This window comes from Pseudomonas sp. rhizo25, assembly GCF_031931935.1.
Lineage (GTDB): Bacteria > Pseudomonadota > Gammaproteobacteria > Pseudomonadales > Pseudomonadaceae > Aquipseudomonas > Aquipseudomonas synxantha.
The window spans coordinates 53,599-77,869 of sequence record NZ_JAUJXA010000019.1; the positions used below are offsets into that span (position 1 = coordinate 53,599).

At 62.3% G+C, this 24,271-nt stretch carries 18 protein-coding genes; 13 read left to right on the forward strand and 5 right to left on the reverse strand.

What is annotated here, in order from left to right; genetic code table 11:
- Position 1: 1 nt before the first annotated feature.
- From QZR30_RS25285 to QZR30_RS25295, 3 genes are all read left to right on the forward strand, one after another.
- Positions 2-433, forward strand: a complete 432-nt coding sequence (locus tag QZR30_RS25285; protein WP_311904481.1) for a DNA methylase — start codon at positions 2-4, stop codon at positions 431-433.
- The gene (locus QZR30_RS25290) at positions 430-1,176 is read left to right on the forward strand and encodes a DUF72 domain-containing protein (RefSeq protein WP_235577305.1); all 747 of its coding nucleotides are present in this window, start codon (positions 430-432) and stop codon (positions 1,174-1,176) included. Before QZR30_RS25285 ends, QZR30_RS25290 begins: the two co-directional genes overlap by 4 nt.
- Before the next feature lie 81 nt (positions 1,177-1,257).
- Complete coding sequence (locus QZR30_RS25295) at positions 1,258-2,418, forward strand: alpha-hydroxy acid oxidase (protein WP_046068521.1); 1,161 nt, start codon at positions 1,258-1,260, stop codon at positions 2,416-2,418.
- Positions 2,419-2,610: 192 nt separating this feature from the next.
- Here the strand turns inward: QZR30_RS25295 and QZR30_RS25300 are convergent, their stop codons facing one another.
- Positions 2,611-3,537: an alpha/beta hydrolase gene (locus QZR30_RS25300; protein WP_046068520.1), complete on the reverse strand. Its 927-nt coding sequence runs from the start codon at positions 3,535-3,537 to the stop codon at positions 2,611-2,613.
- A gap of 185 nt (positions 3,538-3,722) precedes the next feature.
- Between QZR30_RS25300 and QZR30_RS25305 the strand changes: the two genes are divergently transcribed.
- The 7 genes from QZR30_RS25305 to uvrA all read left to right on the forward strand — a co-directional run bounded on the left by QZR30_RS25305 (position 3,723) and on the right by uvrA (position 14,770).
- The gene (locus QZR30_RS25305) at positions 3,723-4,310 is read left to right on the forward strand and encodes an NUDIX domain-containing protein (protein WP_059396952.1); all 588 of its coding nucleotides are present in this window, start codon (positions 3,723-3,725) and stop codon (positions 4,308-4,310) included.
- Positions 4,311-4,589: 279 nt separating this feature from the next.
- The gene (gene lexA / locus QZR30_RS25310; RefSeq protein WP_311904485.1) at positions 4,590-5,207 is read left to right on the forward strand and encodes a transcriptional repressor LexA; all 618 of its coding nucleotides are present in this window, start codon (positions 4,590-4,592) and stop codon (positions 5,205-5,207) included.
- Entirely contained in the window at positions 5,207-5,821 is a 615-nt protein-coding gene (imuA, locus tag QZR30_RS25315; protein ID WP_059396953.1) for a translesion DNA synthesis-associated protein ImuA, read from the forward strand. The genes lexA and imuA overlap by 1 nt, the downstream gene beginning before the upstream one ends.
- 7 nt (positions 5,822-5,828) lie before the next feature.
- Positions 5,829-7,244 carry a Y-family DNA polymerase gene (locus QZR30_RS25320; protein WP_059396954.1) on the forward strand — a complete coding sequence of 472 codons (1,416 nt, stop codon included), beginning with the start codon at positions 5,829-5,831 and terminating at the stop codon, positions 7,242-7,244.
- Between the two features lie 118 nt (positions 7,245-7,362).
- Complete coding sequence (locus QZR30_RS25325; protein ID WP_056846230.1) at positions 7,363-10,434, forward strand: error-prone DNA polymerase; 3,072 nt, start codon at positions 7,363-7,365, stop codon at positions 10,432-10,434.
- 107 nt (positions 10,435-10,541) lie between these two features.
- The gene (locus tag QZR30_RS25330) at positions 10,542-12,254 is read left to right on the forward strand and encodes an ATP-binding protein (protein ID WP_311904486.1); all 1,713 of its coding nucleotides are present in this window, start codon (positions 10,542-10,544) and stop codon (positions 12,252-12,254) included.
- Positions 12,251-14,770, forward strand: coding sequence for an excinuclease ABC subunit UvrA (gene uvrA, locus QZR30_RS25335; RefSeq protein ID WP_311904488.1), 2,520 nt, complete (start codon positions 12,251-12,253; stop codon positions 14,768-14,770). The genes QZR30_RS25330 and uvrA overlap by 4 nt, the downstream gene beginning before the upstream one ends.
- Positions 14,771-14,882: 112 nt before the next feature.
- Here uvrA and tkt read toward each other — a convergent pair whose 3' ends face one another.
- Entirely contained in the window at positions 14,883-16,937 is a 2,055-nt protein-coding gene (gene tkt / locus QZR30_RS25340; RefSeq protein ID WP_046068512.1) for a transketolase, read from the reverse strand.
- Positions 16,938-17,112: 175 nt separating this feature from the next.
- On the opposite strand from tkt, the gene QZR30_RS25345 reads away from it, so the two are divergent.
- Positions 17,113-17,337, forward strand: a complete 225-nt coding sequence (locus QZR30_RS25345) for a YdcH family protein (RefSeq protein WP_046068511.1) — start codon at positions 17,113-17,115, stop codon at positions 17,335-17,337.
- 139 nt (positions 17,338-17,476) lie between these two features.
- On the opposite strand, the gene hglS is transcribed toward QZR30_RS25345, so the two are convergent.
- Complete coding sequence (hglS, locus tag QZR30_RS25350; RefSeq protein WP_311904489.1) at positions 17,477-18,853, reverse strand: 2-oxoadipate dioxygenase/decarboxylase HglS; 1,377 nt, start codon at positions 18,851-18,853, stop codon at positions 17,477-17,479.
- Between the two features lie 237 nt (positions 18,854-19,090).
- Here hglS and QZR30_RS25355 point away from each other — a divergent pair, with 237 nt between their 5' ends.
- Entirely contained in the window at positions 19,091-21,727 is a 2,637-nt protein-coding gene (locus QZR30_RS25355) for an MGH1-like glycoside hydrolase domain-containing protein (RefSeq protein ID WP_311904491.1), read from the forward strand.
- A 129-nt stretch (positions 21,728-21,856) separates the two neighbouring features.
- Here the strand turns inward: QZR30_RS25355 and QZR30_RS25360 are convergent, their stop codons facing one another.
- Both QZR30_RS25360 and QZR30_RS25365 read right to left on the reverse strand, forming a co-directional pair.
- Positions 21,857-22,171, reverse strand: coding sequence for an SCP2 sterol-binding domain-containing protein (locus tag QZR30_RS25360; protein ID WP_005788868.1), 315 nt, complete (start codon positions 22,169-22,171; stop codon positions 21,857-21,859).
- A 55-nt stretch (positions 22,172-22,226) separates the two neighbouring features.
- A complete protein-coding gene (locus tag QZR30_RS25365; RefSeq protein WP_056846225.1) occupies positions 22,227-22,937 on the reverse strand; it encodes a histidine phosphatase family protein in 711 nt (236 codons plus the stop codon).
- 193 nt (positions 22,938-23,130) lie between these two features.
- On the opposite strand from QZR30_RS25365, the gene sohB reads away from it, so the two are divergent.
- Positions 23,131-24,156, forward strand: coding sequence for a protease SohB (gene sohB / locus QZR30_RS25370; protein ID WP_046068507.1), 1,026 nt, complete (start codon positions 23,131-23,133; stop codon positions 24,154-24,156).
- The last annotated feature ends 115 nt before the right edge of the window (positions 24,157-24,271 follow it).

Consider the following 24,271-nt stretch of genomic DNA (forward strand, 5'->3'; position numbering starts at 1 on the left):
CATGGCCAAGTCGATCACGGCGTCTGAACTGGGCATCCAACTCACGCCTGACGATGACGCCAGCCTGTTTAAATGGTTTATCGCCAGCTTTCTAATGGGCAAGCGTATCCAGGCGCCGATTGCGGCCCAGGCGTATCGGGTGATTATCGAAGAGGAGGGCCGCGATACTGCGCGCAAGCTGCAGCATTGCACCTCCCGTGAGCTGGTTTCGATGTTGGGGCGTGCCCACTACGTACGCTACGACGAAACCACCGCCCAGCGCCTGCTGGACCTGAGTGCCAAATTGAATGCCGAGTACGCGGGCAAGATCACCCAGATCAAACACGCCAGCGAGGACCGTCACGCTTTCGAACAGCGCCTCGGCGAGTTTGACGGGGTCGGGCCCAAGACCATCGAGATTTTCATGCGCGATGCAGCCAAGGTGCTGTTTTGACGGCACCTGTGTATGTGGGATGTGCGGGGTGGAGCCTGCCGCGCGAACACTGGGCGGCGTTTGCCGAAGAGGGCACTCACTTGCAGCGCTATGCCTCGCGCTTCAACGCGGTGGAAATCAACAGTTCGTTTTACCGTCCGCACCTGCCCAAGACCTATGCACGCTGGGCGCAGTCGGTGCCGTCGGTATTTCGTTTCTCGGTCAAGGTGCCCAAGCGCATTACCCATGAACTGCGCTTGCAAGGGTGCGCTACCGCGCTGGATGAGTTTCTTGAACAGTGCCTGCATCTGGAGCAGAAGCTGGGCTGCCTGCTGGTACAACTGCCGCCTTCGTTGCGCTATGAACCAGCGTTGGCCACAGGTTTTTTCACTGCACTGCGCCAGCGTTTTGCCGGCGCCGTGGTGCTGGAGCCACGTCACCCCAGTTGGCTTGACGCCGAGGCCATGTTGCTGGACATGCAGATAGGCCGGGTAAACGCCGACCCGGCCGTCATCGACCCGGGCGCCGGCTGGCAAGGCGTGCAATATTGGCGCCTGCACGGCTCGCCGCGCATTTATCACAGCGCCTACGGCCCGCAGCGTGTGCAGGCCTATGCGCGGCTGTTGGAGGCGTCGGCTGCGGCGGGTGTTCCCACTTGGTGCATCTTCGATAATACGGCCAGCGGCCATGCGGTGATGGACGCTCTTTTGATGGTGAACAGCGAACATCTGGTTATGCCGCACGCTGCACCTCTTAGCCAATAAAACGTTGGTTGCGAGCCGGTGGTTGGCTGCGCAGCCGATCGCCGGTTAATCTCTTGCCTCAGTTCAGGGAGAGGTGACCCGATGTCGTTGATCACAACCATCGAAGACTTACGCAAGCTGGCGCAAAAACGCGTGCCACGGATGTTCTACGACTACGCCGATTCAGGCTCCTGGACTGAGAGCACCTATCGCGCCAATGAGCGTGATTTTGCGCGCATCCAGTTCCGCCAACGGGTGGCGCGCAATATCGATGAGCGTTCGATCCGCGCTACGATGATCGGCCAGGACATGGCCATGCCCGTGGCCCTGGCGCCCACCGGCCTGGCGGGCATGCAGCATGCCGATGGCGAGATCCTCACCGCCCGTGCCGCTGCCGCATTCGGGCTGCGCTATACCTTGTCGACCATGAGCATCTGCTCCCTGGAAGACATCGCCGAGCATGTCGGCCAGCCGTTCTGGTTCCAGCTGTATGTAATGCGCGACCGCGGATTTATCGAGCGGTTGATCGAGCGTGCCAAGGCCGCTGGGGTGGATGCGCTGGTGCTGACCCTTGACCTGCAAATTCTTGGGCAACGCCACAAGGACTTGATCAATGGCCTGTCGGCACCGCCCAAGCTGACCCTGCCGAATATCCTCAACATGATGACCAAACCACGCTGGGTGATGGGCATGCTCGGCACCCAGCGCCGTGGCTTCGGCAATATCGTCGGGCATGTGAAGGGCGTGGCCGACATGAGTTCGCTGTCGTCCTGGACCGCCCAGCAATTCGACCCACGCCTGAGTTGGGACGATGTGCAATGGATCAAGCAGTGCTGGGGCGGCAAGTTGATCATCAAGGGCATCCTCGATGTGGAAGATGCGCGGCTGGCGGCCGATTCCGGCGCCGATGCGCTGGTGGTAAGCAACCACGGCGGTCGTCAGCTGGATGGCGCGCCGTCGAGCATCAGCCAACTGCCGGCGATCGTCGAGGCCGTGGGCAAGCGCATTGAAGTGTGGCTCGACGGGGGCATTCGCTCCGGCCAGGACGTACTCAAGGCCATCGCCCTGGGGGCCAAGGGCACCATGATCGGTCGCCCGCACTTGTATGGCCTGGGAGCGATGGGTGAGGCGGGCGTGACCAAGGCGCTGGATATCATTGCCCGAGAGTTGGACGTGTCGATGGCGCTGTGTGGCTATAACGATATACGTGATGTGAACCGCGAGATTTTGCTGCCCGGGAGCTTTCCTGAATGTGTTGCCTGAGCAAAAAAATCGTAAAAAAATAAAAAGAGTTGTCCACGAAAACCGTGGGTATCTCTGTGGATAACTTTACGAAGGCCCGGCAGCGTTGGCGATTTCAATGCAGGTCATTATTTGATCAACTTCTGTTTCGGGCCAGTATGGGCAGGGTTTGCGCTTGACAGCCAAGCGCGAACCCAGTGCCGAAAAGCCTGTTTATGACGCGTTGTCGCGCGCTGTGGAGTGAGTCACCACCGGGTCGGGCATCTTGGTGTGCATCAGCTTGTCCAGCGCCTGGCCATAACTACGCCCGGCCAGGCTCATGCTGTTGTTATGGCTGGCACCCGGCACCAGCAACAGGTGCTTTGGTTGCTGGGCGGCTTCAAACAACTGCTGGCTGAAGCGCGGTGGCACGTAGCGGTCGTCGAGGCCATGAACCACCAGCAACGGCATGTGGATGTCGGCAATCTTGTCGATGGAATCGAACTTCTGCGACAGCAACCAGCGCACCGGTAACGACGTGTTACTGACGGCTGTGGCCACATCCGCCAGGGAGGTGAACGTGGATTCGATCACCAGCCCACGTACCGGCAGCGGTACCTGCTTGCCCAGTTCGGCGGCCAGGTCGATGGCCACCGCGCCACCCAGGGAATGCCCGTAGATCAGGCGCTTGCCCGGGTCCGGTTGCAGGGTCTGGAAGCGCTCCCAGGCGATGCGTGCATCCTCGTACACGGTGGTTTCCGAAGGCAGGTCGCCGTGGCTTTGGCCGAAGCCGCGATAGTCGATGGCCAATACCGAGAAGCCCAGGGCATGCAATTGCTCGATGCGAAACAGCTGGCCTGTGAGGTTCCAGCGTACCCCGTGCAGGTAGAGGATGGCCGGCGCATCTTTGTTCGCAGCCGGGTACCACCAGCCATGGATGTTCTGCCCCGATTTGAAACTGGCGGGCCTGAGTTCGAATTCCTGCACGGCCTTGGGCAGGCCGGTGTACCAGCCGGCAGTCCCCGGCTCGATGCGAAACACCAGTTCGCGTTCCTTGTGCTGCAGCACGGCGCAGCCGACGGGTAGGCCGACGATCAGCACAGCCATGCACAGCAGGGGCAGCCAGCGCAGGCCCAGGCGGGCGATAAAGCGAGAAGACATGAAAGCTCCAGGACAAAAGCGAAGCACGGGTTTTACCAGATGGCCCGAGCGCGCAGGCATTAATGCGACGGTTGTAGCAGAGCAAAGTGTTACAGCATTGAACAATCCCGGCGCAGGTTGTTAGGGTGGTCGGCTCAACGGCAGCCATCGCCACTGAACCTGTTCCCACCTGCATAGGCCCCACCATGGACAACAGCCCCGTTCGCATCACCGCCGAAGAAACCCTATCGGACAGCTGGTACCTCTTGAAAAAATACAGCTTCGACCTGCGTCGCCGGGATGGCAGCTGGCAAGCCCAGACCCGCGAGGTGTATGACCGCGGCAACGGCGCGACGATCCTGCTGTACAACCGCGGGCAACGCACGGTGCTGTTGATCCGTCAGTTCCGCATGCCCACGTTCGTCAACGACTACCCCGGCTACCTGATCGAAGCGGCGGCCGGGTTGCTGGATAACGCCAGCCCTGAAGAACGCATTCGCCTGGAAGCCGAGGAAGAGACCGGGTATCGCGTGGGGCATGTGGAGAAAATCTACGCGGCGTTCATGAGCCCCGGCTCGGTGACTGAGCGGATTCACTTCTTCATGGGAGAGTACCAGCCAGGGGATCGGGTAGGGGCAGGCGGTGGCCTGGCGGAGGAGGGTGAGGATATCGAGGTGCTTGAACTGGGCTTCGAGCAGGCACTGGAGATGGTGCAGAGTGGGGATATTGTGGATGGCAAGACGATCATGTTGTTGCAGCACCTTGAACTGAAGATGCTGAAAGAAGGCTGGTGAGGGAGCTTGCTCGCGCAGCGGCCCGACAGCCGCCGATGATCCCACTGACGCACCTGCGATCCAATGTGGGAGGGGGCTTGCTCCCGATGAGGGAGTATCAGGCAACGCATCTACGGCTGACCCACCGCCATCGGGAGCAAGCCCCCTCCCACATTTTTTACCGGGTGCAGTCAATCAGACCGTTATGAAATCAAGCTCCCAGATCAGAGTCGCGCAACCACCTCGCTAACCTCACCCCCGACTGACGGTAATTGTCAGAAATTTCCCATAGGAGTACAAATGTACTCCATGACGAATCTGACCCCCCGCCGTACCGCCATCCTGACCTTTATCCGCGACCGCATCGCGCAACGAGGCCAGCCCCCCAGCCTCGCCGAGATCGCCGAGGCGTTCGGCTTCGCCTCGCGCAGCGTCGCCCGCAAGCATGTGGTGGCCCTGAGCGAAGCTGGCTTTATCGAGGTCAACCCCAACCAGGCCCGTGGTATTCGCCTGCTTAATCAACCCGAGCGTCCCGAGTGGCTGGATGTGCCGGTGCTGGGGCGAGTGGCCGCAGGCCGGCCCATTGGGGCCGATGCCGAAGTGCACAGCCGCTTGCAACTGGACCCTGCCACCTTCGCGAAAACCCCCGACTACCTGCTGCGAGTGCAGGGCGATTCGATGATCGAAGACGGCATTCTCGACGGCGACCTGGTGGGCGTGCGCCGCAGCGTCGAAGCCTTGAACGGGCAGATTGTGGTGGCGCGCCTGGACGGTGAAGTCACTATCAAGCGTTTCGAGCGCAGCGGCGACCGGGTTCGCCTGTTGCCACGTAATCCGGCGTATCAACCCATCGTGGTCGGACCCGATCAGGACCTGGCCATCGAAGGGGTGTTCTGCGGCCTGGTGAGGCAAGGCTGATGGGCGCCGTGGTTGCCCTGGACTCGCTGTTCAATGGCGGGCGAGTCTGGAAGGGCCGGCCCGCCGCGCCACCGGCCAGCGTGCACGCTACGGGGCTGGCGGCGCTGGATGCGGTGCTGCCCAGTGGCGGCTGGCCGGAAGCGGCCTTGAGTGAAATCCTGATGGCCAAGGACGGTGTGGGCGAGTTGCAGTTGGTACTGCCGACCCTGGCGCGCTTGTCGGCTCTGGGCGAGCGCATTGTGCTGGTGGCGCCGCCCTATACGCCGTACCCCCACGCCTGGCAGAACGCCGGGGTGGATGTGCGCAAGCTTTCCATCATCCAGGCCGAGGAGCGCGACGCATTGTGGGCGGTGGAACAATGCCTGCGTTCGGGCAGTTGTGGTGCGGTGCTGTGCTGGCCGCGCAAGGCCGATGACCGGGCCTTGCGGCGTTTGCAAGTCGCGGCGGAAACCGGCCAGACCCTGGCGTTTGCCTGGCGCTCCTTGAGTGAGGCGGTCAATGCATCGCCCGCGGCATTGCGCCTGGCGGTCGAGGCCCGGCCCGCGCAAGTGCGGGTGCTCAAGTGCCGCGGCGGGCTGGCCCATCCGGCGCCGATTGCCCTGGCGGGGCATTGAGGTTGCCATGCGTTGGGTGTGTATTGTCTTCCCGCAATTGGCGCTGGACGGGGCGCAGCGTGTGCATCCCGAGCCCGACCAGCCGCTGGCACTGCTGGCCGGCACGTCGCAGCGGCGGGTGCTGCAAACCGTGAATGCCGCCGCCCGGGCCTTGGGCCTGCGCCCCGGCCAATCCTTGACGGCGGCCCATGCCCTGGCCAAAAGCTTTGCCTGCGTCGAATACGACCCCTTGGAGATCGAGCGCCTGCAGCAGTTGCTCGCCGCCTGGGCCTACCGTTTCAGCTCCCAGGTCAGCCTGTATTACCCGCGGGCCTTGTTGTTCGAGATCGAGTCGAGCCTGGGCCTGTTCGGGCCCTGGCCACAGTTCGAGGCGCGTTTGCGCAAGGAGTTGACCGAGCTTGGCTTTCGTCACCGCATCGTCGCTGCGCCCAATCCTGCGGCGGCAAGGGTGTTGGCGAACCTTTACGATGGCTTGGCCGTGGCCGATGACAGCGCCTTGATGCACGCCCTGGCGCTGCTGCCCATCGACCGCGCCGGCCTCGAGCCGCAGGCCGCCACGGCCTTGTCGCGCATGGGCCTGCGCACCCTGGCCCAGGTGCAGGCGTTGCCCCGGCACACCCTGGCGCGGCGCTTTGACGCCAGCCTGCTCAAGCACCTCGACGTCTTGAGCGGGCAACGGCCCTTGGCCTTGGAGTTCTATCAGCCGCCGGACCAGTTCGATGCGCGCATCGAGTTGAACTTCGATGTGCAATCCCACCAGGCGCTGCTGTTTCCCTTGCGCCGCTTGACCGGCGACTTGTCGGCCTTCCTTTGCGGGCGCGACAGTGGCGTGCAGCGCTTCGACCTGCACCTGGAACATGCCCAGGCACCCGACAGTGTGATCAAGGTCGGCCTGCTCAGCGCCGAACGCGAGCCCTTGATGCTGTTCGAGCTGGCTCGGGGGCGCCTGGAGCAGGTCCAGGTCACCTCGCCGGTGCGCGGCTTGCGCTTGGTGGCCGAGGACTTGCCGGTGTTCGTGCCGCAGCGCCAGGACCTGTTTGACGACCGCCCGCAACAAACCCTGCCGTGGGAACAATTGCGCGAACGCCTGCGTGCGCGCCTGGGGGATGACGCCGTGCAGGGCTTGCGTTTCCACGCCGACCACCGCCCCGAATGCGCCTGGCAGGCCGCGACCGACAGCCGCGCCTGCCCAACCTTGAGCAAGGTCCGGCGTCCCGGCTGGTTGCTGCACGAACCCACCTTGATGAGCGAGCAAGGCGTGCACATCCTCATGGGCCCGGAGCGCATCGAAACCGGCTGGTGGGATGGCGCCGATGTGCGCCGCGACTACTACCTGATCCAGACCCGCGCCGGCCAGCAAGGCTGGGCCTACCGCAACGTCGGGAACAGCGATGGGCTGTGGCTGCAAGGCTGGTTTGCATGAACCCTGTAGGAGCGAGCTTGCTCGCGAAGGTCGTCAACGATAACGCTGGCATCCTGAAGGAACGCGGCGGCTTCACGTTTTTCGCGAGCAAGCTCGCTCCTACAGGGGAAAGTAGTGCATGAGTTACGCCGAGCTGCACTGCCTGTCCAACTTCAGCTTCCAACGCGGTGCCTCCAGCGCCCTGGAACTGTTCGAACGGGCCAAAGCCCAAGGCTACAGCGCGTTGGCAATCACTGACGAATGCACGCTGTCAGGCATTGTGCGAGCCTGGCAAGCGGCGAAGGCGGTAGACCTGCCGCTGATTATCGGCAGCGAGATGCGCCTCGAAAACGGCCTGAAACTGGTGCTGCTGGTGGAAGACCTCAGCGGCTACCAGCACCTGTGCCGGTTGATCACCCTGGCCCGGCGTCGCGCCGAAAAAGGTCGTTATCGCCTGCTGCAGGAAGATTTCGAGCAACCGCTGCCCGGCTTGCTGGCACTGTGGGTGGCACAAGACGAGGACACCCAAGCCTCGATCCAATGGCTGCGCCGTACCTTCGCCGAGCGCCTGTGGCTGGCGGTGCAGTTGCATTGCGGCCAAGACGACGAACGCCACTTGGAACAGCGCCTGCAATTGGCCGCCAGCCTGCACATCCCCGCCGTGGCCTGCGGCGATGTACATATGCATGCTCGCGGGCGTCGCGCCCTGCAAGACACCATGACCGCCATCCGCCACCACGTAGCGGTGGCCGACGCCGGCACGCTGTTGCACCCCAATGGCGAGCGACACCTGCGTAGCCTGGACGCCCTGGGCGAGCTCTACCCGCAAGCACTGCTGGACGAAACCCTGGCGATCGCCCGGCGTTGCACGTTCGACCTGAGCCAGCTGCGTTACCACTATCCACGGGAGCTGGTACCCAGCGGCCATGACGCCGCCTCCTGGTTGCGCGCGGTCACCGAAGAAGGCATTGCCCGGCGCTGGCCCAAGGGCGTCGATGCCAAGACTCTGGAACAGATCGATAAAGAGTTGAAGCTGATCAGCGAGCTGGGCTACGAAAGCTATTTCCTCACGGTGCACGACATTGTGCGCTTTGCCCGCAGCCGTTCGATCCTGTGCCAGGGCCGAGGCTCGGCGGCCAATTCGGCGGTGTGCTTTGCCCTGGGCATCACCGAGATCAACCCAAGCCTGACCAGCCTGTTGTTCGAGCGCTTCTTGTCCAAGGAGCGCAACGAGCCGCCGGATATCGACGTCGACTTCGAACACGAACGCCGCGAAGAAGTGCTGCAATACGTCTTCCAGCGCTACGGCCGCCACCGCGCGGCATTGACGGCGGTGGTCAGCAGCTACCACGCGGCCGGCGCGGTGCGGGATGTGGCCAAGGCCCTGGGGTTGCCGCCAGACCAGATCAATGCCCTGGCTGACTGCTGTGGGCGCTGGAGTGACGACGCGCCGCCCCTGGAGCGCCTGCGTGAAAGCGGCTTCGATCCGGACAGCCCACTGTTGCGCCGCGTGCTGACGCTGACCCAGCAATTGATCGGCTTTCCCCGGCACCTGTCCCAGCACCCTGGCGGCTTCGTGATTTCCGAATACCCACTGGATACCCTGGTGCCGGTGGAAAACGCCGCCATGGCCGAGCGCACTATCATCCAGTGGGACAAGGACGACCTCGACGCGGTGGGCCTGCTCAAGGTGGATATCCTCGCCCTGGGCATGCTCAGCGCAATCCGCCGCTGTTTCGACCTGCTGCGCCGTCATCGCAATCAGGACTTGAGCCTGGCAAGCATTCCCAAGGAAGACCCGGCGACCTACGCGATGATCAGCAAGGCCGACACCATCGGTGTGTTCCAGATTGAATCGCGGGCACAGATGTCAATGTTGCCCAGGCTCAAGCCACAGACGTTCTATGATCTGGTGATCGAAGTCGCCATTGTGCGCCCCGGGCCGATCCAGGGCGGCATGGTGCATCCGTATTTGCGCCGACGGAACAAGGAAGAGGCCACGACCTATCCCTCGCCGGCATTGAAAGTGGTGCTGGAACGGACCCTGGGCATCCCGTTGTTCCAGGAGCAGGTGATGCAGATCGCCATGGTCGCCGCCGACTACAGCCCCGGCGAGGCCGACCAGCTGCGGCGTTCCATGGCCGCCTGGAAACGTCATGGCGGGCTCGAGCCGCACCGGCAACGGCTGCGCGCCGGCATGCTCAGGAACGGCTACACCGAAGCCTTCGCCGCGCAGATTTTCGAGCAGATCAAGGGTTTTGGCAGCTATGGCTTCCCCGAATCCCACGCCGCCAGTTTTGCCCTGTTGACCTACGCCAGTTGCTGGCTCAAGTGTCATGAACCGGCAGCCTTCGCCTGTGCCCTGATCAACAGCTGGCCCATGGGCTTCTACAGCCCGGACCAGATCCTGCAGGACGCCCGGCGCCACCGCTTGCAGATCCGCCCGGTGGATGTGCAGGCCAGTGACTGGGATTGCAGCCTGGAACCCATCGACGGCCAGCAGCCGGCGATTCGCCTGGGCTTGCGCATGATCTCGGGGTTTCGCGAGGAAGACGCACGGCGTATCGAAGCGGCCCGCCAGCGGCAACGCTTCAGCGACATCGCCGACCTGGATGCACGCGCCGGCCTGGATGCCCGGGCCCAGGCGCTGCTGGCGGATGCCGGTGCCTTGCGCGCCCTGGCCGGCAACCGGCATCAGGCGCGTTGGGACGTGGCCGGTGTACATCAGCAGCTCGGCTTGTTTGCCGGTTTGCCGAGTCCCGAGGAAGCGGTGGTGGCGTTACCCGCACCCAGCGTAGGCGAAGACTTGCAGGCCGATTACGCCACGCTCGGCACCACCCTTGGCCCGCATCCCTTGGCCCTGCTGCGCAGCGAGTTGCGCAAGCGACGCTGCCGTAGTTCCCAGGAGCTGCTGACGGTGGAGCATGGGCGCAACGTCAGCATTGCCGGGCTGGTCACCGGTCGCCAGCGCCCCGGTACGGCCAGTGGCGTGACCTTTGTCACCCTGGAAGATGAATTCGGCAACCTCAACGTGGTGGTCTGGCGTGACCTGGCCGAGCGCCAACGCCAGGCGCTGGTGGGCTCGCGGTTGCTCAAGGTGGACGGCCGCTGGGAGGCGGTAGGCGAGGTACGGCACTTGATCGCCGGGCGCTTGACTGACCTCACGCCGCTGCTGGCAGGGATCACTGTGCGCAGCCGGGATTTTCATTAAGGCCGCTGGTTTCTGCGTTCACGACCACCTAATTTATACAAGATGAAACCATCTCGCGCCGGTGCGCTCCAAAAGTTGCGATTGTCCTCTTTGCGCAGAGTTGAACCATGCCATTTTTATCCAACCCTCACGGCTGTGACGGCTGGGCCGGCGAAATGGCCCAGCGTATTCGCGCATTTGACTGGTCGACCACTGACCTTGGGCCCATTGACCGCTGGTCCACCAGCCTGGCCTGTACCGTACAGATGATGCTGGCTTCGCCGGTGCCAATGGTGATGCTGTGGGGACGTGCGGGCTACATGATCTATAACGACAGCTATTCAGCCTTTGCCGGCGGCCGGCACCCGTACCTGCTCGGCACGCCGGTGGAGCTGGGATGGCCGGAAGTGGCCGAGTTCAACCGCCATGTGGTGGACACCTGCCTGGCGGGAGGCACCCTGTCCTTCAATAACAAGGACCTGGTGCTGTCGCGTAACGGCAAGCCGGAAACCGTGTGGCTGGACCTCTATTACAGTCCGGTTGCCGGTGATGACCAGCAACCGGCCGGGGTGCTGGCAATCGTGGTCGAGACCACTGAACTGGTTAAGTCCGAGCACGTGCGCCGAGAACTCACCCACAACCTTGAACAGCGGGTGGCCGCCGAAGTGCAGGCGCGTTCTTCTGCCGAAGACCAGTTGCGCCAGTCGCAAAAGCTGGAGGCGATTGGCGGCCTCACCGGCGGCGTGGCCCATGACTTCAATAACCTGCTGCAAGTGATCGCCGGCAACCTGCATTTGCTCGCCCGCCATGAGCCGGACAACCCCCAGGTGCAACGTCGCGTCAACGCCGCCATCGCCGCGGTGGAGCGTGGCGCCAAGCTGTCCTCGCAACTGCTGGCGTTTGCCCGGCGCCAGCCCTTGTCGCCGGCGGTGTACAACCCGCAACGCATCTACGCCGGCTTGGGCGAGCTATTGCAACGGGCGCTGGGGGAAACCATTCATATCGATGTGCAATTGCCCCAGGATTCCTGGTGCATCAACGTCGACCGCAACCAGTTGGAAAACGCGCTGCTCAACCTGGCGATCAACGCCCGCGACGCCATGCAGGGCGAAGGCGTGATTCGTATCACCGGCGAAAACATCATCCTCAACCCCGGCGATTGCATCGGTAAAAGCATCAAGCCCGGCGAGTATGTGCGCCTGGCGGTGTCTGACACCGGTGTGGGCATGTCCGAGGCGACCCTCAAACGTGCATTCGAACCCTTCTTTACCACCAAGCGTGAAGGCCAGGGCACCGGCCTGGGGCTGAGCATGGTGTTCGGCTTTGTGCGCCAGAGTGGCGGGCATGTGGACATGTGGAGCGAGGAGGGCAAGGGTTCGGTGGTGCAGATGTATTTTCCCCACAGCCTGGAACCCGAATGCCTCGACGCACAGAATGAGTTGGACCTGCAGGGCGGCGGCCAGGAAACCATCCTGGTGGTCGAGGACAATGAAGGCGTGCGCCTGACCGTGGTCGAGTTGCTGGAGCAGTCGGGCTACACCGTACTCACCGCCGAGGATGGCGATCACGCCATGCAAGCGTTGCACGGCGGCTTGGCGCCGGACCTGATCTTCACCGATGTGGTCATGCCCGGCCGGGTCAAGAGTACCGACCTGGCCGACTGGGCCCGGGCGCAGAACCCGCCGGTGGCGGTGCTGTTCACCTCCGGCCATACCCGCGACATTCTGTCGTCCAATCATCTGCTCAGCGCCGATATCCATCTGCTGAGCAAACCCTATAGCCCCGATGCCCTGACGCAACGCGTGCGCACGGTGCTCAACGCAAGACAAGGTTGCCCATGACTTCACCGCGCAACATCCCTCCGGTCACCGCCCAGCCCTCGGGCTTCGTGCGGGTGCGTGGCGCTCGCGAACATAATTTGCGTAACGTCGACGTGGATATTCCCCGGGATGCCCTGGTGGTATTTACCGGCGTGTCCGGCTCCGGCAAGTCTTCCCTGGCGTTTTCTACCTTGTATGCCGAGGCCCAGCGCCGCTATTTCGAATCGGTGGCGCCCTATGCACGACGCTTGATCGACCAGGTCGGTGTGCCGGATGTGGACAGCATCGAAGGTTTGCCGCCGGCCGTGGCCCTGCAACAGCAACGTGGCACGCCGAGTGCGCGCTCCTCGGTGGGCAGTGTCACCACCTTGTCGAGCTTGATCCGCATGCTGTACTCCCGCGCCGGCAGTTACCCGCCGGGGCAGGCCATGCTGTATGCCGAGGACTTCTCGCCGAACCTGCCCCAGGGCGCGTGCCCGCAATGCCATGGCCTGGGCCGGGTGTATGAAGTGACCGAAGCGCTGATGGTGCCGGATCCGTCCCTGACCATCCGCCAGCGTGCGGTGGCGGCCTGGCCGCTGGCGTGGCAGGGCCAGAACCTGCGCGACATTCTTGTAACCCTGGGCTACAACGTGGATATCCCGTGGCGCGAGCTGCCGAAAAAACAACGCGACTGGATCCTGTTCACCGAAGAAACCCCGACCGTGCCGGTGTACGCCGGCTTCACCCCAGAGCAGACCCGCGATGCGTTGAAGCGCAAGATCGAGCCCAGTTACCAGGGTACGTTCAGCGGCGCGCGGCGCTATATCCTGCACACCTTCGCCCATACCCAGAGCGCGCTGATGAAAAAGCGCGTGTCGCAATTCATGCAAGGCAGTGCCTGCCCGTTGTGCCACGGTAAACGCCTCACCCAAGCAGCACTGTCGGTGAAGTTTGCCGGGGTGGATATCGGTGAATTGTCGCAACTGTCCCTGGCGCAACTGGCCGAGTTGCTGCGCCCGGTAGCGGCCGGGCAGGACAAGATGAAGCTGACGGTGGAAAAACGCCTGGCGGCCCAGCGCATCGCCCAGGACCTGCTCGAGCGGGTCAGCACCTTGATCGACCTGGGCTTGGGCTACCTGTCCCTGGAGCGCAGCACGCCGACCTTGTCGTCCGGGGAATTGCAGCGCCTGCGCCTGGCGACCCAATTGGGCTCGCAGTTGTTCGGCGTCATCTATGTGCTGGATGAACCCTCGGCGGGCCTGCACCCAGCGGATGGCGAAGCGCTGTTCACCGCCCTGGAGCGCTTGAAGGCTGCGGGCAATTCGCTGTTTGTGGTGGAACATGACCTGGAAACCATGCGCCGCGCCGACTGGCTGATCGACGTCGGCCCGGCCGCCGGTGAACATGGCGGGCAAGTGCTTTACAGCGGCCCGCCTGCGGGGTTGGTGGATATCGAGGCATCGCAGACCCGCGAATACCTGTTCGCCGAACAGCGCCCTTCGAATCCGCTGCGCCGCGAACCCAGTGCCTGGCTGAAGCTGGAAGGCGTGACGCGTAATAACCTGAGCGACCTGAAAGTGGATTTCCCGCTGGGCTGCTTTACAGCGGTGACCGGTATCTCCGGCTCGGGCAAATCCAGTCTGGTCAGCCAGGCGCTGCTGGAACTGGTGGGCCAGGGCCTGGGGCGTGTACTGGAAAGCGACGACGAGCCGAGCCTGGAAGACGCCGCACCGCAAGCCAGCGGCGGGCATATCAGCGCCGGGTTGGAACACATCCGCCGGCTGGTGCAGGTGGACCAGAAACCCATCGGCCGCACGCCGCGTTCCAACCTGGCGACCTACACCGGACTGTTCGACAACGTGCGCAAACTCTTCGCTGCCACGCCAGCGGCCAAGAAGCGCGATTACGACGCCGGGCAATTCTCCTTCAACGTCGCCAAGGGCCGTTGCCCGAACTGCGAGGGTGAAGGCTTTGTCAGCGTTGAACTGTTGTTCATGCCAAGCGTGTATGCGCCATGTCCGACCTGCCATGGTGCGCGCTATAACCCTGAAACCCTGGCGATCAAATGGCAGGGCTTGAACATTGCCCAGGTATTGGGCCTGACAGTAGAGCAGGCGGTGGACGTATTTGCCGACCAGCCTGGTGTACTGCGCTCATTGCAAGTGCTGCGCGATATCGGCCTGGGGTACCTGCGCCTTGGCCAACCGGCCACCGAATTGTCGGGCGGTGAGGCTCAGCGCATCAAGCTCGCCACCGAGCTGCAACGCAATGCCCGTGGCGCTACGTTGTATGTACTCGACGAGCCCACAACTGGGCTGCACCCCAAGGACGTCGACCGCTTGCTCATCCAGTTGAATCAGCTGGTGGACGCCGGGCATACCGTGGTGGTAGTGGAGCATGAAATGCGCGTAGTGGCCCAGAGTGACTGGGTGATCGATATCGGCCCGGGGGCAGGGGACCTGGGCGGGAAGGTAGTGGCGTGTGGCACACCGCAGAAGGTCGCCAAAAGCAAGAACAGCCGCACGGCGCCCTATCTGGCCAGAGAGCTGGTCTAAAGCGTGATGATGTTCAAATGTGGGAGGGGGCTTGCCCCCGATAGCGGCGGGTCAGTCACAGATGTATCACTGACACGCCCTCATCGGGAGCAAGCCCCCTCCCACACTTAGATTATTCGTCTGTCAGTTGGATTTGTCGCTTGGCCAGCTTCACCACATTCTCCACGGTGAACCCAAACTTCTCCTGCAACTTGGCCAACGGTGCCGAGGCGCCGAAGCTGTTCATCACCACCTTGGCGCCGGTCTGCCCGACATAACGGTCCCAACCCAAGGGACCTGCCTGTTCCACCACCACCCGGGCTTTTACTGCTGGCGGCAAGACGCTGTCGCGGTAAGCCTGGTCTTGATCTTCAAACAGTTCCCAGCTCGGCATCGATACCACCTGCGCGGCAACGCCTTCGCCCTTGAGCTGTTCATAGGCAGCCACTGCGAGACTGACCTCACTGCCTGTGGCGATCAGAATAACCTCAGGTTGATCCGCACCGGCCAGCACATACGCACCCTTGGCTGCCCCGGAGGCTGGCGCATACTTATTGCGATCCAGCGTAGGCAGCGCCTGACGCGACAGCACCACACAGCTTGGCCGGTGGGTTTGGGCCAGGGCCACTTTCCACAGTTCCAGGGTTTCATTCGCGTCGCCCGGGCGCAGGGTCAGCAGCCCCGGGGTGGCGCGCAGTTGGGTCAGGTGCTCGATAGGCTGGTGTGTCGGCCCATCCTCGCCTACGCCGATGGAATCATGGGTGAATACGAAGATTACCGGCAGTTCCATGATCGCCGCCAGGCGGATCGGCGGTTTCATGTAGTCGCTGAACACCAGAAAGGTCGAGGTGTACGGACGCAGGTAGGACAGCGCCATGCCGTTGGCAATCGCGCCCATGGCATGTTCGCGGATACCGAAGTGCAGGTTGCGCCCACTGTAGTCGTCGGCGCTGAAACGTCCGGCGCCGTCGAAGGTGAGGTTGGTCTTGGTCGAGGGCGACAAATCCGCCGAGCCGCCCAGCAGCCACGGAATCTGTTGGGCAAAGGCATTCAGCACTTCGCCACCCGAGGCACGACTGGCGACGCCTTTGGCATCGGCGGCGAAGCTCGGCAGGTGCGCTTGCCACTGCTCGGGCATTTCCCCGGCGCGCATGCGCTGCAGTTCATCGGCCCGTTGTGGGTCGAGGGACGCCAGGATCTGGTTCCACTCGGCATACAGCGGCTCGGCGCGTTCAAAGAGGGCATCGCGCAATACCGCACGGGCCTCTTCGGGCACCAGGAAACTCGAATCCTGCGGCCAGCCATAGGCAGCCTTGGTCAAGCGAATCTCATCTTCGCCCAACGGCTCGCCATGGGCGGCGGCGGTGTTGTGTTTGTGTGGCGAACCGTAGCCGATCACGCTGTCGACCACGATCAGGGTCGGTGCGCCGGTGTTGGCCTTGAAGGTTTCCAGGGCCACGCTCAAGGCCTGCAAGTCATTGGCATCGGTGACGTGCACGGTGTGCCAGCCGTAGGCCTGGAAGCGCTTGATCACGTCTTCGCTGAACGCAAGCTCAGTGTGGCCCTCGATGCTGATGGTGTTGTTGTCGTAGATCCAGCACAGATTATCCAGCTTCAAGTGGCCGGCCATCGACGCCGCTTCGCTGCTGATGCCTTCCATCATGTCGCCGTCACCGCACAGGGTGTACACGTCGTAGTCGAACAGCACCTGGCCGTCGCGGTTGAAACGCTCGGCCAGCCAGCGTTCGGCCATGGCCATGCCGACGCTGTTGGCGCAGCCCTGGCCCAGCGGGCCGGTGGTGGTTTCTACGCCGGTGGTCATGCGGTACTCGGGATGGCCCGGGGTCTTGGAACCCATCTGCCGGAACTGCTTGATATCGTCGAGGCTGATGGCCGGCTGGCCGGAGCGCTTGCCGTGAGCGTCAATTTCCACCACACCGGCCAGATGCAACAGCGAATACAGCAACATCGATGCATGCCCCACTGACAGCACAAAACGGTCGCGGTTAGGCCAGTCCGGATGCTCGGGGTGATAGCGCAGGAAGCGACTCCACAACGTGTAACCTACTGGCGCCAGGCCCATGGGCGTGCCCGGGTGGCCCGAGTTGGCCTTCTGCACGGCATCCATGGCCAGGGTACGAATGGTGTTGATGCATTGGGTGTCGGCAGCAGTGGCAACGTGATTCATAAAACCGTTCTCCCTCGGGTGGCGATCTATAGTGGAGGGCAGGGCACGGCAAAGGTTTGATCCCATCGCCAGGGTTACGACGAACGGACGCGTATTGACCTGGCACATGACAAGACCGCTTGGAATGGGCTAGTTTCATGGGCGTAGGCCATTGAATAACTTGTGGAGGTACGCCATGCCAGTGAAACACGACCTGTATCAGGACTTGGGTTTGAGCAAGGAAGCCGTTCACGAACGCAGGGCGAGTGACAAGCGGCTGGACGCGTTGCTCACGCAATATGACGTTGCGGACGGGGAGGTGCTCAAGGCAGAAAAAGCCAGTGCCAGCGATGAGGATGTGGAAAACCTTAAGAAGAAGCGGCTGCTGATCAAAGACGAGATTGTAGGGCGCTTGGGTTAACAGCAATGCGGCAATATTTGTTCAGATTTACCTGCGGGACATTGTAGGACTCAGTCTTTATGATGCGCCCCGTCCACCCGGCTCTGGGGACTGTTGTGGCGCAAGGATTGTGCCGCTGAGCCGGGGAGGACACCCTATTTCATGCCAGCAGTGTGCCCAAACATTCATCAATGGAACGCTGCTGCGTCTGACCGTAAAGCTGCAACTCATCGATCGTCCTGCGCCCCAGCGCCTGTTCGAATTGCGCCTGGTTGGAGTTGGCGGCGTAATGACTTTGCGCCGCATCCCCCAGGTTTGACTGGAAGATCCCCGCCGCACTCACCGGCAGGAAATCCTCGTACACCAATGGCTCCACCGCCACGTGACCAGCGTTGACCAGCGCTTGCAAGTCACGCGGCTGGTCGGCCTGGCCGCGGGCTGCCAGACCTTTGTCGGTGACGAAGTACCGATAGTACGCCAGGCCCTGTTCCCGCATCTGCCCATGATCATCGGGGAACGCCTGGAAGTGCTGTTCCAGCAATTGCACATAGCGTTCGGCGTTGGCCTCAGTGGGGAACGCGCCGAGTTCATCGCGGGCGACGTTCAGCAGTTGGTCGTACAGCGCACGGCCCTTTGGCGTCAGTGCGACACCGCGTTGTTCTATTTCGCCGAAGCGTGCGCTGTGGCTGCCGTGGGCATCGGTGAAGGCGATGGGTTCGTCGAGGGCCTTGAAGCTGGTCTGGCGCAGCAGGATCGGGCATTCGCGCCGCGGTGGGCCTTCGATCACCGCCTTGGGCGTGATGCCTTTGCCGGGCATGGCGGCCTGCACCTGATCGATGTCCAGGGTACGCGGGGTGAGGTGGTTGATATGCGGGCCCTTGAACGCCACCACGTCGGCAATCAGGCGGTGTTGGTCGCTGAGTTGCTGGTATTGCGCGCGCGTTACCGTGGCGGCGTGGTGCCAGCGGAACGTTTCCAGGGCCTGGCGGATAAAAACCTTGGCGTCACTGGCATTCAGGCCACCTTGCGTTTCAGCTTGCTCGATCAACGCCAGGGCGCCGGGGGTGAAGATCGAGCGCTTGGCCAGGGCGCTTTCGGCGAACGTGCGCAACGTTGGGTTTTCGATGAGTTCCAGGCGCAGCAATGAGGTGAACACGCGAAACGGGCTGGTTTGCAGTGCGCGTTCATGCACGGCGCGAAAGGCGGTGGAATGCACCGGCACCCCGGCGGGGGTGAGGTCGTAATAGCCCACCGGTTGCATGCCCATCACTGCGAACAAGCGGCTGATGGTCGCCAGTTCCGCGGCGGTGCCCAGGCGGATGGCGCCGTGGCGCTCCCTGTCCAGGCGCTGGATTTCCCCGGTGCGTTGCAACTGTTGCGCCAGGCGCGGTTCATGGTCGAGCACACTGGTATTGGTCTCGGCCACCAGTTCCAGCAGCGCGCCGTACAACGGAACTTCATCGCGGTACATGTCGGACATGGCCTTGGAAAAGCCCTTGCGGATCTCATCGGGGCTGACATGTGCAGTGGCGTGCATAGAAAAATTCCTGATGGCTATGGCGATGAAAGTGGCCTTTGCCTGATTTTGTTGAGCCACAGGCCAGCTTGCAAACGAAGATTCCTCTGGACTTCATTCTGCAAATGAATGATGAGGTGTACATGAGAAAATCAACCCGCCCGATCTTCAACTGCACCCACTTCTCAAGTCTTCATGTGCAACCGGGCGTCATTGGGTTTTACACTGCTCCTCACTGTGTAGGTGATGGAGGACTCAATGACGGCCGTACCCGCAACCCGCCTGCTGGACACGATTGAAGGCCAGCGCCTGGCGCCGCAAGACGCCGAGCGTTGGCGCGAGTGGGGCCCGTACCTGAGCGAACGCCAATGGGGCACGGTGCGCGAAGACTACAGCGCCGATGGAGACGCCTGGGCCTACTTTCCCCATGAACAGGCGCGCAGTCGCGCCTATCGCTGGGGTGAGGACGGATTGGCCGGTTTCAGCGATAAAGCGCAACGCTGGTGCCTGGGCCTGGCGCTATGGAATGAGCGCGACGCGATTCTCAAGGAGCGCCTGTTCGGCCTCAACAACGCCGAGGGCAACCACGGTGAAGACGTCAAGGAGCTGTACTTTTTCGTCGATGGCGTACCGAGCCATGCCTACATGCGCATGCTGTACAAATACCCCCATGCCGCTTTTCCCTATGCCGATTTGATCGCCGAAAACGCCCGCCGCGGGCTGGGCGATGCCGAGTATGAAATCCTCGACACCGGTGTGTTTGAAGACAACCACTACTGCGACGTCACTGTCGAATATGCCAAGCACCAGCCCGACGATATTTTCATGCGCGTTACCGTGCACAACCGCTCGGCCCAACCAACACGCCTGCAGGTGCTGCCCCAGTTGTGGGCGCGCAATGACTGGAGCTGGACCTTCGATGCGCCCAAGCCCAGCTTGACCCTGGAGGGCGACCGCGTGCTGGCCCGTCATCATGAACTGGACGATCGCCATCTCAGCGCCTGGGGCCGGGACGGCGTGCAATGGCTGTTCTGCGAAAACGAGAGCAACTTCGCCAAACTGGGCGGGCAGCCGACGCCCGGGCCGTTCAAGGATGGCATCAACGATTACGTGGTAGAGGGTGATCAAGGGGCCATCCGCGGTAACGCGGGCACCAAGGTGGCGGCGCGATTCAGCCTGGAGCTGGCGGGCCTGGAAAGCCAAAGCCTCTATCTGCGCTTTGCTCCTGTGGGCGCCCCCGAGGTCAACGCACGCAAGTTGTTCGAACAGCGCCGCCAGGAGGCCGATGACTTCTACGCAGCCTTGCAACAAGGCATCGCCGATGACGATGCGCGCAATGTGCAACGTCAGGCCCTGGCCGGCTTGCTGTGGTCCAAGCAGCTGTACTATTTCGACGTCAACCAGTGGCTCGACGGCGATCCGGCCCAGCCTGCGCCGCCGCCCGAGCGTTTGCATATGCGCAATACCCATTGGCGGCACCTGTCCAACTTCGACATCCTGTCCATGCCCGACACCTGGGAATACCCGTGGTACGCCTCCTGGGACCAGGGCTTCCAGGCGGTGGCCATCGCGCTGATCGACCCGGGGTACGCCAAGCAGCAGCTGTTGTTGCTGGTGAAGGACCGCTTTATGCACCCCAACGGCCAGCTGCCCGCCTATGAGTGGCGCTTCGACGACGCCAACCCACCCGTGCATGCCTGGGCCAGCTGGCGCGTGTATCAGCAGGACAAGGCGCTGACCGGCGTCGGCGACATGGACTTCCTCGAACGGATCTTCCACAAGCTGCTGCTGAATTTTTCCTGGTGGGTCAACCGCAAGGACGCCGAGGGCCGCAACCTGTTCCAGGGTGGTTTCCTGGGCCTGGACAATATCGCCTTGTTCGACCGCTCCGCCGCGCTGCCACCGGGTTACCAGTTGGATCAAGCCGACGGCACCGCCTGGGTCGCGGCCTATGCCCTGGACTTGATGCGCATCGGGCTGGAGTTGGCCAAGCGTAATGCCGTGTATGTGGACATTGCGGTTAAGTTTTTCGAGCATTTCCTGTATATCGCCGGCGCCATCAACCGCGTCGACGACAGCGCCGAAGGCCTATGGGATGAGCAGGATCTGTTCTTCTACGACGTACTGCATCACCCCGACGGCCAGAATGAACCGGTGCGTTTGCGTTCGATTGTTGGCCTGATGCCGTTGTTCGCGGTGCTGGTGCTGGAGCAGCGCGAGCATGAGGGGCTGGCAGGGTTGCGCGAGCGCCTGCTGGGGTTTATGCATCACCGACCGGACCTGGCCAAACTGGTCTCACGCTGGAACGAACCGGGGCAGGGCAACCGCCTGTTGCTGGCGTTGCTGCGCGGCGAACGGACCAAGGATCTGCTGCGGCGTATGCTGGATGACAATGAATTCTTGTCGGCCTTTGGCGTGCGTTCCTTGTCCAAGGCTTTCGCAGAACAGCCTCTGGCGCTGAAGATGAATGGTGACACCCTGTGTGCCAGCTACCAGCCCGGCGAATCCGATTCACGCTTGTACGGCGGCAACTCTAATTGGCGCGGGCCGCTGTGGATGCCGGTCAACTACATGCTGATTGAATCGTTGCGGGAGTTTCATCGGTACTACGCAGATAATTTTTCCGTGGAGTACCCGACGGGCAGCGGTTATCTGTCGTCCCTGGAAGAAGTGGCCGACAGCCTCAGCGCGCGTCTGACGCGGTTGTTTCTGCGCGATGAAAATGGCCTGCGACCGTCAATGGCGGGGTATGCGCAACTGGAGGCGGACCCGGCCAGCCGTGACTTGGTGTTGTTCCATGAGTATTTTCATGGGGAGACGGGGCGGGGGTTGGGGGCATCACACCAGACGGGGTGGAGTGCATTGGTGGCGTTGTTGCTGCAACCCAGAATCTGAATACCACCGCAGACCCAATGTGGGAGGGGGCTTGCTCCCGATAGCGGTGGGGCAGTCAACTGAGAGGCGACTGACAAACCGCGATCGGGAGCAAGCCCCCTCCCACAGGGATCAAGGCTTGCTCTTGGATCAGGAAGGGAACAGCTCGCTCAGCTTCATCGCCAGCATCATGTCGCCTTCGGTGCGCAGCTTGCCGCCCATGAATGCCTGCATGCCGTCGGTGGAACCGTCGACGATGCCTTCCAGGGTTTCGCTGTCCATGACCAGGGTCACTTGGGCGTCAGGGTTTTCGCCTTCCTGCAGTTCGCAGGTCTTGTCCTTGACCACCAGCGAAAAGTTCTTGGTGTCGTCGATGCGGAAACCGAATACCAGGTCCAAGCCTTCGGCAGCGCTTGGGTTGAATTTGGCTTTCATTGCTTCTACAGCTTTGGCTACGTCAGTCATGGTTTCGATCCTTTATGGTGAGTCCAGTGACCTTGGGGTCACGGTTGGCCGCAGCTCATCGGAAAGTGATGAGCTGCGGCGCCTTCAACAGTTGCAAGTGGGCATGGTTGTTGAAGGAAGCCAGTACCACCTCGCGACCGCGGAATTTCAGCTGGTTGAGCGAGGTGTTAACAATTTGCCAGTTCATTTCGAACGCCTGGGCAGCGGGCATTCGGGTAATCAGGTGGAGCAGGGCGGTGATGGTGCCGCCGGAGGTGAATACGGCGATTTTGTCGGTGTTGTCGGCGGCTTCGAGGATACGCTGCAAGCCGCCCTGGACACGTTCGACAAACCCCAGCCAGCTTTCCAGCCCCGGTGGGTCATAAGTGCCGGCCAGCCAGCGCTCGACAATCAGCGCGAAGATACGCTGGAACTCGCTGCGGTTCTGCGGGCCGTTACGCAGGATGTGCACGGCATCGGGTTCGCTGCCGAGCAGGTCGGGCAACAGGCCGCGGATGATCGCTTCGCCGTCGAATTCGTTGAACGCGCTGTCGGTCTCCAACGTCGGAACCGGCAGGCCAAGGGCGCTGTATTGCTCGAACGTGGCGCTGGCGGTGTGCTGCTGGCGGCGCAGGTCACCGGCGATGCAGCGGTCGAAGCTCAGGCCCAGGTCGACCAGGTGGCGACCGAGCACTTGCGCCTGCTCCACGCCAACGGGCGACAGAACGTCATAGTCGTCTGCACCGAAGGAGGCCTGGCCATGTCGAATCAGATAGATGCTGCCCACGTCCGTTTTCCCGGTACGTTGAAAGTCTGGCGAGGTTATGAGGATGCCTGCAAGCTGTCAATGAAAAAACATACGCTTGTTTTAAAACCTCGTTGGAGCCCGCCTGCTGGCGGTTTGATCACTGGCCCCTGCGCGATGGCGTCGGTATGCTGAGGCCATCCGCGCCTGGCGCAGTGCATTCTTAAGGAGACATATGGATTTTTTGGCCGAATACGCGAGCTTTCTGGCGAAGACCGTCACTCTGGTGGTCGCTATTCTGGTGGTACTGATCAGCTTCGCAGCCCTGCGCAGCAAAGGTCGTCGTAAATCCGCCGGCCAATTGCAGGTCAGCAAGCTGAATGATTTCTACAAGGGCCTACGCGAGCGCCTGGAGTCGAGCCTGCTCGACAAGGACCAGCTCAAGGCCTTGCGCAAATCCGAGAGCAAGACTGAAAAGAAAAAGGGCAAGAAGAAACCCGAGCCCAAGCCGCGAGTGTTTGTGCTGGATTTCGACGGCGACATCAAGGCCTCGGCCACCGAGAGCCTGCGCCATGAAATCACCGCGCTGCTGAGCCTGGCCACACCCAAGGATGAAGTGGTACTGCGCCTGGAAAGCGGCGGCGGCATGGTGCACAGCTATGGCCTGGCTTCGTCGCAACTGGCGCGCATCCGCCAGGCCGGCGTGCCATTGACCGTGTGCATAGACAAGGTGGCGGCCAGCGGCGGCTACATGATGGCGTGCATCGGCGAGAAGATCATCAGTGCACCGTTCGCCATCCTCGGCTCCATCGGCGTGGTCGCGCAGTTGCCCAACGTCAATCGCTTGCTGAAAAAGCACGATATCGACTTCGAAGTGCTGACTGCCGGCGAATACAAACGCACCCTCACGGTGTTTGGCGAAAATACCGAGAAGGGCCGGGAGAAGTTCCAGGAAGACCTGGACATCACCCACCAGTTGTTCAAGAACTTTGTCTCACGGTACCGCCCGCAATTGGCGATTGACGATGTAGCGACCGGTGAAGTGTGGCTGGGTGTGGCCGCCCTCGACAAACAGTTGGTCGACGAGCTGCAAACCAGCGATGAATACCTGGCCACCAAGGCCAAGACTGCCGAAGTGTTTCACCTGCACTATGCCGAGCGTAAAAGCCTGCAAGAGCGCGTGGGCCTGGCGGCCAGCGGTTCGGTAGACCGGGTATTGCTGACCTGGTGGAGCCGGCTGACCCAGCAGCGGTTCTGGTAACCATCCTCAGGTTGTAGGCGGTCCCCTGTGGGAGGGGGCTTGCCCCCGATGGCGGCCTGACAGCCGACTAGGATGTTGGATCAGACCGGGTACATATCCGTTATTTGGGCAACGA